The sequence below is a fragment of the Chryseobacterium sp. PMSZPI genome, from assembly GCF_002835665.1.
GTDB lineage: Bacteria > Bacteroidota > Bacteroidia > Flavobacteriales > Weeksellaceae > Chryseobacterium.
Genome location: NZ_PIZV01000051.1, coordinates 70,493 through 84,046, shown reverse-complemented (window position 1 = coordinate 84,046; position 13,554 = coordinate 70,493). Strand labels below are relative to the sequence as shown.

General features: G+C 33.8%; 15 protein-coding genes. 7 read left to right on the top strand and 8 right to left on the bottom strand.

The window, feature by feature from the left end; genetic code table 11:
- Positions 1-23 precede the first annotated feature (23 nt).
- The 6 genes from CW752_RS09930 to CW752_RS09905 form a co-directional block, all read right to left on the bottom strand.
- Positions 24-2,018, bottom strand: a complete 1,995-nt coding sequence (locus CW752_RS09930) for a KUP/HAK/KT family potassium transporter (protein WP_101239557.1) — start codon at positions 2,016-2,018, stop codon at positions 24-26.
- Positions 2,019-2,135: 117 nt separating this feature from the next.
- Positions 2,136-3,116, bottom strand: coding sequence for a pyruvate dehydrogenase complex E1 component subunit beta (locus CW752_RS09925; protein WP_101239556.1), 981 nt, complete (start codon positions 3,114-3,116; stop codon positions 2,136-2,138).
- Between the two features lie 435 nt (positions 3,117-3,551).
- Positions 3,552-4,163, bottom strand: coding sequence for a hypothetical protein (locus CW752_RS09920; protein WP_101239555.1), 612 nt, complete (start codon positions 4,161-4,163; stop codon positions 3,552-3,554).
- 1 nt (position 4,164) lies between these two features.
- Positions 4,165-4,662 carry an RNA polymerase sigma factor gene (locus tag CW752_RS09915; protein ID WP_101239554.1) on the bottom strand — a complete coding sequence of 166 codons (498 nt, stop codon included), beginning with the start codon at positions 4,660-4,662 and terminating at the stop codon, positions 4,165-4,167.
- 99 nt (positions 4,663-4,761) lie between these two features.
- A complete protein-coding gene (locus CW752_RS09910) occupies positions 4,762-5,181 on the bottom strand; it encodes a DUF2147 domain-containing protein (RefSeq protein WP_101239553.1) in 420 nt (139 codons plus the stop codon).
- Positions 5,182-5,471: 290 nt separating this feature from the next.
- Positions 5,472-7,400, bottom strand: a complete 1,929-nt coding sequence (locus CW752_RS09905; RefSeq protein WP_101239552.1) for an LTA synthase family protein — start codon at positions 7,398-7,400, stop codon at positions 5,472-5,474.
- Positions 7,401-7,489: 89 nt separating this feature from the next.
- Between CW752_RS09905 and CW752_RS09900 the strand changes: the two genes are divergently transcribed.
- From CW752_RS09900 to CW752_RS09880, 5 genes are all read left to right on the top strand, one after another.
- Positions 7,490-8,203, top strand: coding sequence for a CDP-alcohol phosphatidyltransferase family protein (locus CW752_RS09900; RefSeq protein ID WP_101239551.1), 714 nt, complete (start codon positions 7,490-7,492; stop codon positions 8,201-8,203).
- 85 nt (positions 8,204-8,288) lie between these two features.
- Positions 8,289-9,053, top strand: coding sequence for a 3'-5' exonuclease (locus CW752_RS09895; RefSeq protein WP_101239550.1), 765 nt, complete (start codon positions 8,289-8,291; stop codon positions 9,051-9,053).
- A 3-nt stretch (positions 9,054-9,056) separates the two neighbouring features.
- Positions 9,057-9,455 carry a putative signal transducing protein gene (locus tag CW752_RS09890; protein ID WP_101239549.1) on the top strand — a complete coding sequence of 133 codons (399 nt, stop codon included), beginning with the start codon at positions 9,057-9,059 and terminating at the stop codon, positions 9,453-9,455.
- Between the two features lie 95 nt (positions 9,456-9,550).
- Positions 9,551-10,156, top strand: a complete 606-nt coding sequence (locus CW752_RS09885; RefSeq protein ID WP_101239548.1) for a fumarylacetoacetate hydrolase family protein — start codon at positions 9,551-9,553, stop codon at positions 10,154-10,156.
- A gap of 59 nt (positions 10,157-10,215) precedes the next feature.
- Positions 10,216-10,659 (top strand): universal stress protein, encoded by a 444-nt coding sequence (locus tag CW752_RS09880; RefSeq protein ID WP_101239547.1) that lies wholly within the window; start codon positions 10,216-10,218, stop codon positions 10,657-10,659.
- 82 nt (positions 10,660-10,741) lie between these two features.
- On the opposite strand, the gene CW752_RS09875 is transcribed toward CW752_RS09880, so the two are convergent.
- Complete coding sequence (locus CW752_RS09875; RefSeq protein WP_101239546.1) at positions 10,742-10,975, bottom strand: DUF6341 family protein; 234 nt, start codon at positions 10,973-10,975, stop codon at positions 10,742-10,744.
- 42 nt (positions 10,976-11,017) lie between these two features.
- Between CW752_RS09875 and CW752_RS09870 the strand changes: the two genes are divergently transcribed.
- Positions 11,018-11,923, top strand: coding sequence for a DUF6427 family protein (locus CW752_RS09870; RefSeq protein WP_101239545.1), 906 nt, complete (start codon positions 11,018-11,020; stop codon positions 11,921-11,923).
- 6 nt (positions 11,924-11,929) lie between these two features.
- Positions 11,930-12,514 (top strand): DUF3109 family protein, encoded by a 585-nt coding sequence (locus CW752_RS09865; RefSeq protein WP_101239544.1) that lies wholly within the window; start codon positions 11,930-11,932, stop codon positions 12,512-12,514.
- 51 nt (positions 12,515-12,565) lie between these two features.
- Here CW752_RS09865 and CW752_RS09860 read toward each other — a convergent pair whose 3' ends face one another.
- Complete coding sequence (locus CW752_RS09860; RefSeq protein ID WP_101239543.1) at positions 12,566-13,465, bottom strand: hypothetical protein; 900 nt, start codon at positions 13,463-13,465, stop codon at positions 12,566-12,568.
- Positions 13,466-13,554 lie beyond the last annotated feature (89 nt).

Below are 13,554 nucleotides of genomic sequence, written 5' to 3'. Positions count from 1 at the left end.
AGTATGCTTACCTATACCCGGGTTTAAGAATTATGACGGAAGTAACCAGATTGTTCAATCTTATTATCATATACTGTAAGTTCTGTAATAGGAGCAGATTCTACTTCAACGTTATGCGAAGATACTCCCCAGGCTTTAAAGTCATCACTTCCGATATACTTCACAAAGTTGTAAATATTAAGGGTAATTTTCTGTTTAACCGTTAAAAGTATATCGTTGATATAGGTGTTATCTATAATCACATATTTAAGATCCGGCGGTATATCATGGGCTCTCAGAGACGGATGACTACTTCTTGAAGGAATGGTTCCATCAGCCATCAGGTCTTTCAATACCATATTAAAATAATCATTGATTCTTCGATCTACCTTAAATCCTAAAAGGAAATTAATTTTATAAACGGTTCCAGGCAGAATTTCATCAACAGTATATTTGAATGTATATGGATCTTCCTGGTTAACGATGCTTAAAATAAAATAGTGATCAGCTCGTTTCGGCTGTTTCTTAATGATGGAATAAATGATTTTGGATTCAACTTCATCATTTCTCTTTGCTCTGCTCAAATAAGCGAGGTTTGTGGCATATTTTGGAATGGTTTCATCCAGTTTCATATCCTTAAGAATAGACACATATTTATCTATTTTTACAAATTGGATAAATCTTGTCTTAATCAACCTTCCATTATACCATGCATACATAGAAACTCCGATAGAACCAGCCAATACCACTGTAATCCATCCACCTTCCATGAATTTGATAATATTTGCACTGAAGAATCCTAATTCAATAGCCATATAAACTAATGCAAAAAACAATATCAAAACTTTGCTTACTCTGTGTTTCAATAGCCAGAATACCAGTAAAACGGTTGTCATTAACATTGTCACTGTAATGGAAAGCCCGTAAGCTGCTTCCATTTTCCCTGATTCTTTGAAATGTAAAACAACAATGATACATAGAATAAGAAGTCCCCAGTTGATTCTTGGGATATACATCTGTCCTTTTACTCCGGAAGGATAATCAATTTTCTGATTTGGCCAAAGATTAAGAGACATTGCTTCTGAAAATATAGTAAAAGAACCTGTAATCAAAGCCTGGCTGGCAATAATTGCAGCAGCTGTTGCTAAAATTACTCCCGGAATGATCATCCACTCTTCCATAATTCCAAAGAACGGGTTTACAACAGAAAATCCTGGTTTGTTATAATTGGTCAAAAGCCATGCTCCCTGTCCCAGATAGTTCAGAATAAGCATTATCTTAACAAATGCCCAGCTTACTCTGATATTTTTAGCACCACAGTGTCCTAAGTCGGAATAAAGTGCTTCTGCCCCGGTTGTACAAAGAAAAACAGCACCTAAAATTACAATTGCACTTGGAGAATTGACAATAAGTTTATATGCATAATAAGGGTTGAAAGATCTTAATATTTCAAAGTTTTCACTCAAATGCATGATTCCCAATCCGCCTAATACTAAAAACCAAACAACCATTACAGGGCCAAAAAATTTCCCGATAAAGCTGGTTCCGAACTGCTGTACCACAAAAATAGCAATCAAAATTCCGATTGTAATAGGAACAACAGGGGTATGAGGGTTGTAAATTTCAAGACCTTCAATAGCTGACATTACGGTAAGCGATGGTGTGATTACTCCATCTGCAATAAGGGCAGCAGCACCAATAATAGCAATGAGATACAACCATCCTTTCTTAAGGTTTCTTACCAGTGAAAACAAAGCAAGAATACCGCCTTCACCTTTGTTATCTGCTCTTAAAGCAATAATCACATATTTTATTGTGGTCTGCAGGGTAAGGGTCCAGATAATACAGGAAAGAGCTCCTTCTATGTATTCATTGAAAGGCATATTGCTTCCTTGGGATCTTGCATTCACAATTGCTTTCATTACGTAAAGCGGAGAGGTACCAATATCTCCAAAAACAATTCCTAAAGACACCAAAACTCCAATAAAGGAAAGTTTCTTTATGTCAAAGTGGTAACCCTCTTCTGTAACTTCTGCCATATCAGCTTAATTTATTTTAAAGGCGCAAATTTATACTAATTTTATGACGTCAAGAATTTTTCTTCATGAATATAATAAATGAAAAAACTTCCTTTCGGAAGTTTTTTTCTATTATTATTATTTTACGTACATCGCTTTTTTGATTTCCTCTTTTACTTTTTCAAGTTTAGGGAACCATTCTGCAAATAATGCAGCAGAGTAAGGTGCAGGTGCATCAGGAGTGGTAATTCTCTTGATCGGAGCATCTAAATAATCGAATGCTTTTTGCTGTACCATATAAGTAATTTCAGAAGATACAGAACCGAATGGCCAAGCTTCTTCTAAAATAACCAGTCTATTTGTTTTCTTTACAGATTCTAAAATCGTATCAAAATCAAGAGGACGAACTGTTCTAAGATCGATAACTTCTACAGAGATTCCTTCTTTCTCCATATCTTCAGCTGCCTGGATCGCCAATTTCATGATTTTACCAAAAGAAACTAAAGTAACATCTTTACCTTCTCTCTTAATATCAGCTTTTCCTATTGGCAAGTAGTATTCTTCTTCAGGGATTTCCATTTTATCACCATACATCTGCTCAGATTCCATGAAGATAACCGGATCATTATCCTGGATAGCTGTTTTCAATAATCCTTTCGCATCGTAAGGATTTGAAGGTACTACAACTTTAAGTCCCGGGCAGTTTGCATACCAGCTCTCAAAAGCCTGAGAGTGAGTAGCTCCTAGTTGTCCTGCAGAAGCAGTCGGACCACGGAAAACGATTGGACAGTTCCATTGTCCACCACTCATTTGACGGATTTTCGCCGCGTTATTGATAATCTGATCAATTCCTACTAACGAGAAATTGAAGGTCATAAATTCTACGATGGGTCTGTTACCATTCATTGCAGCTCCTACGGAGATTCCTGCAAATCCAAGCTCTGCAATCGGTGTATCGATTACTCTTTTTGGACCAAATTCATCCAGCATTCCTTTTGAAGCTTTATATGCACCATTATATTCTGCAACTTCCTCCCCCATCAAATAGATGGATTCGTCTTTACGCATTTCCTCGCTCATTGCCTGTGCAATTACCTCACGAAAAGTATATTCTGCCATATTTTCTTGAAAAATTTAGACTACAAAAATAGTGTTTTTTTATTACACACATAACAAAAAGGCGTTTCATTTGAGCAAGATGCTTTAATATTAATAATAATTCAAAAAAAGGATTTTTACGGGAAAGGAAGCTGGAGGCTGGAAGAGGGAAGTTTATTGCGGTTTGCATAAATAAAAAGAGAGCTTTTTGAAGTTAACATCACCGCTATATTTTAAATTAGGTAATTATATACAATCTTACACTAATGTAGTTATTTTATAATTATGAACTTGTCAGTCTGTGTCAGAAATCGAAGATTATCTCCTTTCAGTCGATGAATATTATTTCGACGTAGTCAATGACGATGGTGTAAAACTGTATATAGTCACCTTAAATTATTTTAAAAACAGCAGACAGAAACCTCCAGCGTCTATCTTCCAGCTTCCGTTCTTAAATCACTTGTCTTCCTGATTGCTTAATTCTTTATAGTTTTTCCTAAGATCCTGTAAAATTTTCCCATAGGTCCTTTTATACAATACAAATAAAAGATAAAGTCCAATTATCAGAAAAATACCAAAAAGCACATAGTTCCAAAGTTCCGGTGTAATAATATTTGGGTTAGCAGGTAAAGCATTTGCACCATGTCCTTTATTCCAACCATCTTTAAACCCTGCCATAAAATCCCTTGTATTATGATCAAAATGAATGATACTGTCCACAACTATTAATATCAAGGAAATAAAAGCATAACCTAAGATTAGTCTTCTTACATTCAAAATACTTTTCATTAAAGTAATGCTATCCTGTCCGGTTTTCATTTTACGAAACAAAAAAATAATCCATCCGGTAAAAATTAAAAACATTCCTATCCTTACATAGGGAAACTCTTTATTCAGATATCCATACAAAGTCCACAATACAACTTCAATCAGTCCGATAAACAATAGTGTTTTAGTCACAGACACAGACTTATGTTGTATCATTTTATAAATTTCATTTTCAGAATATTCATGAAATTCCTTAGATTCTTTATTCCAATCTTTTTTCAATAATTCCAGTTCTTCCATATTATTTTGTGTTTATTTTGTTTTTTAAATTATTTTTAGCCCTATTCATCTTTACTCTGGCATTTCCTTCTGTTATCCCCAAGATCTCTCCTATTTCCTTATAAGGTTTATCTTCCAGATACATCATAATTAAGGCTTTTTCCACATCTGATAATTCGTAGATGGCTTTGTACATTTTTTTCAGTTGATGCTCATTATCTTCATCATCTTCGTATTCCAATTTTAAAGAGGACACATCAATATCAAATGCTTGAAAATTTCGTTTTTGAGGTTTTCTGAATAAGGTCATTGCCGTGTTAAGTGCTACACGATACATCCAGGTTGAAAATTTTGATTCTCCTTTAAATCCGGGAAAAGACCTCCATAGCTGCAGGGTAATTTCCTGGAAAAGATCTTTATGATCTTCAGCATTATCGGTATATATTTTACATATTTTGTGGATAAGCCTTTGGTTGGGCTTAAAAAATTCTACAAATGTTTTCTCCTGTTCTGTGCTCATAATCTATAAGTGGAACAATTTTATTTTCGTTACAGTTTTTTTCAAAAAAAATGGCATTTCATTACTGAAATGCCATCTTAAAATTCTATTTAAACTAGACTAGTTTGCTTTTTCCCAAACCTGAGTTCTTCCTAATAAAGATAATCCAAGATATCCTCTTACATTTAATTTATCCCCACTTCTTGTAACAGTACATTTGTAAGTTTTCCCTGTTTTCGGGTCTGTAATTGTTCCTCCTGAAAATTCGTCTCCATCTTTAGACAGTCCTCTGATAATCTCCAATCCCAGGATAGGTTTTCCTTTTCTGTCATCTTTACATGACGAACAATTAGGATCAGCCGGCTTTATAAGCAATTGAGATACTTTCCCATAATACTTCCCGTCTGATTTTTTAAATATTTCTACAATAGATTTAGCTTGTTTTGTTTCATCATCTATCGTTTTCCACTTGCCTTCTATCTGTGCAAAAGTAAGCACCCCAAATAAAGAAAGCACGAATGTTAATAATAATTTTTTCATATTTATTATAGTTTTAATTCTAATACGCCATACTTCTGTATGTATTGATAAAAATATAAATTAATTTTCAACAAACAAAAACTTTTATTATACAAAGCATAAAGCAGGAAAAAAGAGGCGGGGAAGCTGATGAAGCGAAGAAAAGCTGAGAAAGCTAAAAAATATAAAGGATATTAAGCATACAATAGATTGTTGAATCTATGTATTATGGTCTTAATACTTTTACTTTTTCACAATGCTGTTTCTTAGCTTTTCTTCGCCTTATCAGCCTACTTTACTTTTCTTCCCTCCTAGTTTAGTTTCCTGTTAATGACCCTATCCATATAATCCTGATACCAGGCTTTGGCTATTTGTTTTCCTTTTTCTACTTCAGGAGTTTTCAGCTGACCAATCAGATTTTTTTCAAGGTTCAAATCACTTTTATCATAGACACCAATGATTTCTTTACCATCAAATCTATACATATAGTTTCCAATGATAAACTGCTCAGTGTTTCCGTCTGAATTGGCTATGATGGAAGTATAATTTTTGTCACTTACCAGACTTTTCCCCCAGCTTCTGATGGGTTTATTATATCCGATAAGGTCTGCCAATGTAGGATAAATATCTGTTTGTTGTGCAGTTTCAAGATTCACTCCTTTAAGATTATATTCAGGGTTTGGAGAATAAAAAACAAGGGGAACTGCAAAACGATTCATTGCTTTTTCGTATTCCGGGTAATAAATCTGGTTGGTATGATCTCCTGTGAATACAAAGATTGTATTGTTGAACCAAGGCTGTTTTTTAGCCGTTTCAAAGTATTTTTTGATCGCATAATCGGTATACTGTATTGGCTCATGCATTTCTATTTTTCCTTTTTTAAATTTCCCATTATACTTTTCAGGGATTTTAAAAGGATGGTGTGATGATGCCGTAAATACAGTTGTCATAAAAGGTTGTTTCTTCCCTACATTTTTAGCAAAATACTGAAGAAATGGTTCGTCCCATATCGCCCACATACCGTCAAAATCTTCATCATGATTGTATTCCGTTTTTCCATAATAGTGTTTAAATCCTAAAATATTTCCAAATCCAAGAAATCCCATGGAACCATTAGGCGCTCCATGATAGAAAGAAGTATCATATCCCAGATCATTACATACTGAAACAATAGATTGAATTTTCTGGTTGGAATATGGTGAACCTGTAAAAGCATCCGTAAGACTCGGAATACCTGCTAATACACTACTCATCCCATGAATAGATTGCCTTCCGTTTGCAAATGTATTCGGGAAAATAAGACTCTGAGAAGCCAGACTATCCATAAACGGAGTGTAAGAAACATAATCTTTAATATTTTTATCTTTATTAAAAGCTCCCGAATATTCTCTTCCAAAAGATTCTACAATAAAAATAACAATATTTGGACGGTTTTGGACTTTTCTGTCGTATACTTTATAAGGTTGTACATTTTCTTCAATATACTTTTCGTCTACAAAATGAACCTCTTTAAAATTATTAGTACCTAAAGTCCTGAAAAAGGAGAATGTACTGTTAAGAACTACGTTTCCTTGTAATGGATTTGTTACAAAACGAGTTGCATCCACCATATTGATAGGTCTCGTACTATGTTTGAAATCTCCCCGTATTCCTCCTACTACCAATACTGTTGTAATACATAAAGTAATGATAGAAGTCAGGAAGTATGGAAGTAATCGAACAGGTTTCTTTTCTTTAACCTTTACTTTCTTATAAAGAAAAACCCAAAGCATCATCAAAACCAAATACCAAACCAGCACAAAAGGGTGTTGTCCAATGGAGATCATCAATGTCTGGGACACATTAGATTCATGCTCAGCCACCTGAAATACAGCAGAAGTAAGCCTTGCCTGTGAGAATTTATAGTAAATAAAATCACCAAAATTCATCGCATAAGCCAATCCGTTTGTGATGAAGTAAATCCAGAAAAGGACTTTTTGAAATCCTTTTTGAGTATTGATTACCAATGGAAGCAAACTGAGAAGTATGAATAATGCATTCACATACAAGATAGCCGTCGTATCGAAAGCAATACCATGATAAGCCAGTTTTATATAATCTGAAAGAGACTCTACTTTTATTAAATCTTTATTAAAGTACCAAAACAAAAATCTTGCGATCTGATAAAAGAAGTATGCTAAAAAAATTCTGTATAATAATACCAGAAGTTCCTCTTTTCTAAATTCTTTTAAAAATTTCATGGGGCAAATTTACATCAAAATCACTTTAATGCCTTTTTTAGTTCATATTATTTTGACATAGAACTTTTAAAAAATGTAATTTTGTAATTATGAATTTTATAAAGAATAATCTGGCTAATGCCCTAACTCTGGCTAATTTATTTGCAGGTTGTATAGGTGCTATACATCTTATTTTAGGAGACTATCAGACAACTGCGATTTGTCTTGTGCTCTCAGCTATTTTCGATTTTTTTGATGGTTTTGTGGCCAGAGCTTTAAAATCAAATTCAAATCTGGGGCTTCAGCTGGATTCTCTTGCTGACATGGTTAGTTTTGGAGTTATTCCCGGACTTACAATGTATAAGGCTCTTGAACCATTTGGAAGTGAGCTCCTTGGGTTACATTTTCCATTTGAAATTAAATATATGGGATTATTGGTAACTGTATTTTCTTGTTTAAGGCTTGCTATTTTTAACCTTGATGAGGAGCAGCGTTATTATTTCAAAGGGTTGAACACCCCTACCAATACAGTACTACTTTTCGGATTATATTATGCTTTTAAAGAAACAGGGAATTTCAGTTTTCTGTTTGCAAATGAATTGCTATTACTATTATTAACAGTCATTACTTCATGGCTTCTGATCAGTCCTATAAAAATGATTGCCATGAAATTTAAATCCAAACAATTAAAAGATAACTATCCGAAGATTGCCTTATTGGTGGGTGGCATTGTTATCCTTGCCATTTTCCAGACTGTAGGAATCCCGATGCTGGTGATCTATTATATATTAGTATCCCTTATTTTTCAAGGGCAGCTAAAATAGAGATTATAAAACTTATCTGAGATATATCCACAATGGTATTATCTCATTTTCAAATTAACACATTTTCAAATTATTATTAATCAACATGAATTTAAAACTCCATAAACCACTTTGTATTTTTGACCTTGAAACGACAGGAACCAACATTGGAAAAGACAGAATCGTTGAGATCTGTATATTAAAGGTAAACCCTGATGCTTCCAGAGAAAGTAGAACATGGCGTGTAAATCCGGAAATGTCAATTCCAAAAGAAAGCAGCGAAATCCATGGAATTTATGATGAAGATGTAAAAGATGCTCCTACCTTCAAAGAAATTGCTTCAAAAATCATGGAAATGATTACCGGAAGTGATTTGGGAGGGTTTAATTCAAATAGATTTGACGTTCCTCTTTTGGCAGAAGAGCTGTTAAGAGTAGGAATGGATTTTGACCTTAGCAAGTTCAAATTAGTGGATGCCCAAACTATTTTCCATAAAAAGGAGCCCAGAAATTTAGGGGCTGCATATCAGTTTTATTGTGGGAAGACATTAGAAAATGCGCATTCTGCAGAAGCTGATGTGATGGCAACTTTTGAAGTACTGGATGCCCAAGTAGGTAAATATGATGACATTCCTAATGAAATAAGTCCTTTAAGCGAATTCACATTTCATAATAAAAATGCGGACCTTGCCGGATTTATAGGATACAACGAAAAAATGGAAGAGGTTTTTAACTTTGGAAAGTATAAAGGTCAGGGGGTGAAAGCAGTATTCCAAAAGGATTTGGGGTATTTTGGATGGCTTCAGAATGCCGACTTTCCATTGTATACCAAGAAAGTATTTACGAAAATTCAATTATCTGCTAAATTTTAAATAATGTCTGATCTGGTTCGTTTTAAATTTTATGAAACTGCCCTCGAAGCCAATAGAGACAAACAAATATTGGCCGAAAACGGGGTCAATAGTTTCATTGCAAACGAGCAGCTTATTCAGTCGGATTGGTTGCTTTCGCAAGCAGTGGGCGGAATTCAGCTTCAGGTTTTTGAAGATGATGTTGAAAAAGCAAAACAAATTCTTCAGGATTATAAGGAAAATGAAGCTTATGCTCTTGAAGTAGAACACACCATCGGTAATCCTGAATTTGATTTTGTATGTCCTAAGTGTGGTTCCAATCATATTTACAGAGATGACAGTGCCACCAGCTTTTTCGGAATTTCATTTTTGACAAGTCATAAGTTTGTGTGTTACTATTGCGGAAATGAATTTACCCACTAAGAATAAAAATTTAAATTCTGAACTTATAATAAGTTTACATCAAATACAGGAAGATCGCGACAATGGCGTAGCTTCAAAAAAATAAATAAAGAATTATGAAAATCATCTGCATCGGAAGAAACTACAGCGAACACGCAAAAGAATTAGGAAATGAGGTTCCTGAAAGCCCAGTTATTTTTATAAAACCGGACACAGCCGTTTTAAAAGGAAATGATTTTTATATTCCGGAATTCTCAAATGACATCCACTATGAACTAGAGGTTGTTTTGAAAATTTCAAAAGGGGGAAAATATATTCAGAAAGAAACAGCTCACAAACATTACGAAGAACTTAGCTTAGGAATTGATTTCACAGCTAGAGATCTTCAGAGCGAACTTAAGTCCAAAGGCCTTCCATGGGAACTGGCTAAAGGCTTTGACGGTTCTGCTGTTGTAGGAAACTTCTTTAAAAAAGAAAATTATAATCTTGAAAACCTATCGTTCTCGTTATTAAAGAATAAAGAAAAGGTGCAGGATGGTAACACCAAAGACATGCTGTTCTATTTTGATGATATTATTGCTTTTGCCTCACAATATTTCACATTAAGAGTAGGTGATCTTATTTTTACAGGGACTCCAAAAGGTGTTGGAAAAGTTGACGAAAATGATATCCTTGAGGCTTACCTTGAAGAGGAAAAAATTCTTGATATCCGAATATTATAAGTATTTAACATAAAAGTCTGGCATTTTTTTCATATCTTTAGGTAACAAAATGAAAGGTTATGATAAATATTATATTGCCCGTAGATTTTGGGGACAAAACAGACCAACTGGTAGAAGGTGCCATAAAATTTGCAAAACAGCTTAACGGTAGAATCTACCTCATACATGTAGCTCCTTCAGACATCGGGTTTGCGATAGGAGATATGGGATTCCAGTATTTCCCGGAGGTGGAAGCCAATGAAATCAGAGAAGAATTGGTTCAGCTTAATAAAATTGAACAAAGAATTCTGGCTCATGATATTGATTGTGAACATCTTTTAAAACAAGGTCTTGCCAAAGACATTATTTTGGAGCATGCCAAAGCGAAAAACGCAGATTATATTGTCATGGGGTCTCACGGTAGAAGTGGAATTTATGATGTATTTGTAGGAAGTTTAACAAAAGGACTTACAAAGAGTTCACCGGTTCCGGTTTTAGTACTTCCCATTCATGACCAAAAGTAAAAAATTGAATTTTAATCGTTAGTAATAAAAAAACCGATCAAATAAAATTATTTGATCGGTTTTTTACTATATAACCAATTAATTAACCTTCTTTTTTGTAGATTTTCGGATCATAGTAAGGATGCTTACCTTCCGTTGGAGAATAATAGTCTTTATCTTTATCGCCACCTAGTGTCACCACTAGTACGTAGCACCAATAAGTGAATAGTACACAGCAAACTAAAAATAGAATCCAGTTTAAAACATTACCGAAAGCATCAAAGAAACCGAAAGACCATTTGAAAACTTTGCTTAAGAATAGAAAGAAAGACGTCATTATTTTCCTTTTTTAAATTAACTTTGTACAAATTTATAAAAAATGTTTAAATTACTTTCAAAAGAAAGCAATATTTTTTCAATCCCAGTGTATATTGGTTTTCTTCTTTTAGTAGTAATAATATTTAACATACTGAATTTCAACACTTATGAAGCTATTGTTGCCGGAATTACTTTTCTGGGAATTGCATTAGGGTATTTTTGTTTTCACAGTATCGCCCTGAATTACCAGACTCATTTGCCTTTATTTTTATATACTTTTTTCGTTTTTGGATTGTATCCGGGAAATTTGGATATAGGAATTGCAGTCTCATTACTCACCAATTCTTTTCTCATTCTTCTTTTGACCAGTGCAGATGAAGACATTAGAAAAAAGTCATATGTATTGGTAGGGGCTATTGTTGCACTCAATTTTATTTTTCTGCCAACAACCTGGCCAATGGCTGTTTTTGTGATTATTCACGTAGTGGCTACCTCTGCAAAAATAGGATTAAACCTTTTCAGATTTCTATTGGGAGTCATTTTGATCGCCTTCAGTTATTTTTCTGTAATGTATTTCGTACAGTTTACTTCCTGGAATATCGATTATTTCCCATTTGGAAAAATGAAGCCTGTGACAGATTATACAGAACTTCTTCCATTGATTCCGGTTGTTCTGATGCTTATTTATGCAGTGTATGATCATTTTAAAAATTATAATAAGAAAAGCCCGATAAGCAGATATAAATATACATTTCTATTAGTATTTTCTGCTGCCCAGCTTGTAACAGTCATTTTGTACATGAATAAAAACTATGAATATTTGCTACTTTTGGCATTTCCTTCAAGTATTATTCTGAGCAGAATGATGCGATTTTTACCAAAATATTGGATGCGTGAAGCCAGTGTATGGCTTATTATTATTAGCTTATTAACCTTTAAGGCAGGTACTGTCTTTAATTTATTTTAAAAAATTATGATTCAGATAGACAATAAATTGATTTCTGAGGAAATCTTTTCCGAAGAATTTGTTTGCAACCTTACCAAATGTAAGGGAGCATGTTGTGTGGAAGGAGATGTAGGAGCTCCGTTGGATAAAAACGAGCTTGAAATTTTGGACAGTATTTTTGATAAAATAAAGCCTTATCTTACACAGGAAGGTATTAAAGCCCTTGAAGAGCAAGGAACATGGACTACTGATCCACACGACGGAATGTATGTTACTCCCATGGTGGAGGACCGCGAATGTGCATATGTTACTTTCGATGAAAAAGGAATTACCAAATGTGGTATTGAAAAAGCTTACGAAGATGGTGCTGTAGACTGGCAAAAACCGATTTCCTGTCATCTATATCCTATCAGGGTTACAGAATACTCTGCATTTACGGCTCTAAATTATCATGAGTGGAATGTTTGCAGCGATGCCTGTACTCTTGGAAAAGAACTTCAGGTTCCTGTTTATAAATTCTTAAAAACACCATTAATAAGAAAATATGGCGAAGAATTTTATACGGTTCTAAGCGAAGCAGCCGACGAATGGAAAAAAGAATATGGAGCTTAAAAATAATCCGGAATCCAGTGATGGATTCCGGACTTTAAATAATGTAATATATTATGCTTGTGAAAGTGCCTTAGATTTCATACTAATAATATATGTCCCATAGATTTCTCCACAAGCGTCTTTCACTTCACATTTGAAATGGGTTAAATTTTTTAAAAATTTATACCGAGAAACATGGATTATAAGTTCTTTTCCCGGAGGCATTATTTTGGTTTGATAGATGCTAATACTATCTAATTCATAAAGACTATTCTTCCCTAAAAAATCGAAAATTCCCTTTAAAATGGACTTTGCAGTAAAAGCAACAGAGACAATGGGATAACTTTCAAAATGACCTTTGCATTGATTAAGGGTGAAGGGCTCTATTAAAATTCTAAATCGCTGATCGTCCTCTACATCTATCATGGTTTCAGGAAGTACGTCACCATAATGTTCAATAATGGTATCATTGAAGAGATGTTCATATAAATTTTCAAACGCACTTTTTTCGATGATATGGTAATCTGCTTCATACGAATACAATATTTCCTGAGTAATCAGATTTTTTACATTGAAGAAAGATTTACCTTTTCTTTTTGATTCTAAAATACTTTCACAAGTCACTGAGATAGAATGAGGAATTTCACTATAAGAAAGTTTTACTGCCCTCAACTTTTCGGCCAAAAAATAGATTTTCTTTTTGGAAGTATCCTGTAAAATCCTGTATAAATTACTGGTTCCAAAAGAGGTCAGGATCTTTAATAGATCAATAAAATTTTCATTTTTAAAATCACAATCGGTAATCTCTGTTTCTATCTTATGATCATTATGAATAATAATATTTTCAGGAACAAATACATAGGGTGCTGCTTCCCCAATATATGGGATAATGTTCTCTTTAAATTCAGTCAAGGCGGCAAGTGATTCCAGGCCTCCGGCAAGTTGATTTTTTTCTATTAATATTTGGTTCATGTGGTATATTTTGCAATACAAGTATACTTCAAAAACTTAAAAAATATTCACTAATAAGTGATTATTTATATTCAATACATTACAATAAT

What these genes read in the sequence shown, in the direction of transcription:
- CW752_RS09875 (WP_101239546.1), bottom strand. Translation starts at nt 10,975, where the DNA reads ATGACGTCTTTCTTTCTATTCTTAAGCAAAGTTTTCAAATGGTCTTTC.
- CW752_RS09925 (WP_101239556.1), bottom strand. Translation starts at nt 3,116, where the DNA reads ATGGCAGAATATACTTTTCGTGAGGTAATTGCACAGGCAATGAGCGAG.
- CW752_RS09920 (WP_101239555.1), bottom strand. Translation starts at nt 4,163, where the DNA reads ATGGAAGAACTGGAATTATTGAAAAAAGATTGGAATAAAGAATCTAAG.
- CW752_RS09860 (WP_101239543.1), bottom strand. Translation starts at nt 13,465, where the DNA reads ATGAACCAAATATTAATAGAAAAAAATCAACTTGCCGGAGGCCTGGAA.
- CW752_RS09905 (WP_101239552.1), bottom strand. Translation starts at nt 7,400, where the DNA reads ATGAAATTTTTAAAAGAATTTAGAAAAGAGGAACTTCTGGTATTATTA.
- CW752_RS09895 (WP_101239550.1), top strand. Translation starts at nt 8,289, where the DNA reads ATGAATTTAAAACTCCATAAACCACTTTGTATTTTTGACCTTGAAACG.
- CW752_RS09930 (WP_101239557.1), bottom strand. Translation starts at nt 2,018, where the DNA reads ATGGCAGAAGTTACAGAAGAGGGTTACCACTTTGACATAAAGAAACTT.
- CW752_RS09865 (WP_101239544.1), top strand. Translation starts at nt 11,930, where the DNA reads ATGATTCAGATAGACAATAAATTGATTTCTGAGGAAATCTTTTCCGAA.
- CW752_RS09880 (WP_101239547.1), top strand. Translation starts at nt 10,216, where the DNA reads ATGATAAATATTATATTGCCCGTAGATTTTGGGGACAAAACAGACCAA.
- CW752_RS09890 (WP_101239549.1), top strand. Translation starts at nt 9,057, where the DNA reads ATGTCTGATCTGGTTCGTTTTAAATTTTATGAAACTGCCCTCGAAGCC.
- CW752_RS09915 (WP_101239554.1), bottom strand. Translation starts at nt 4,662, where the DNA reads ATGAGCACAGAACAGGAGAAAACATTTGTAGAATTTTTTAAGCCCAAC.
- CW752_RS09900 (WP_101239551.1), top strand. Translation starts at nt 7,490, where the DNA reads ATGAATTTTATAAAGAATAATCTGGCTAATGCCCTAACTCTGGCTAAT.
- CW752_RS09910 (WP_101239553.1), bottom strand. Translation starts at nt 5,181, where the DNA reads ATGAAAAAATTATTATTAACATTCGTGCTTTCTTTATTTGGGGTGCTT.
- CW752_RS09885 (WP_101239548.1), top strand. Translation starts at nt 9,551, where the DNA reads ATGAAAATCATCTGCATCGGAAGAAACTACAGCGAACACGCAAAAGAA.
- CW752_RS09870 (WP_101239545.1), top strand. Translation starts at nt 11,018, where the DNA reads ATGTTTAAATTACTTTCAAAAGAAAGCAATATTTTTTCAATCCCAGTG.